The organism is Streptomyces noursei (assembly GCF_001646665.1).
GTDB classification, from domain to species: Bacteria; Actinomycetota; Actinomycetes; order Streptomycetales; family Streptomycetaceae; genus Streptomyces; species Streptomyces lavendulocolor.
The window spans coordinates 1-202 of sequence record NZ_LWBU01000016.1; the positions used below are offsets into that span (position 1 = coordinate 1).

1 pseudogene is annotated in these 202 nt (G+C 80.7%); it reads left to right on the forward strand.

What is annotated here, in order from left to right:
* Positions 1-202, forward strand: a pseudogene (locus tag A4V12_RS02125) (ABC transporter permease); the annotation flags it as partial.

Genomic DNA, 202 nt, shown 5'->3' on the forward strand with positions numbered 1-202 from the left:
CGCCCTGATCATCACCGCCGGCGAGCGCTGGTGGGTGCCGCCGCTCATGGCGGCGGCGGCCGTCGTCCTGGGCGCGGTGGCGTACGGGCTCGCGGGGCGCCGGGACGTCGGCATGAGCTTCCTGCCCGCGCGGCCCGGTCCGGCGGAGGGCCGCATCGCCACGGCGGGCGGCCTGGCGTGGCGGCTCCAGCGTGGCCCCCTC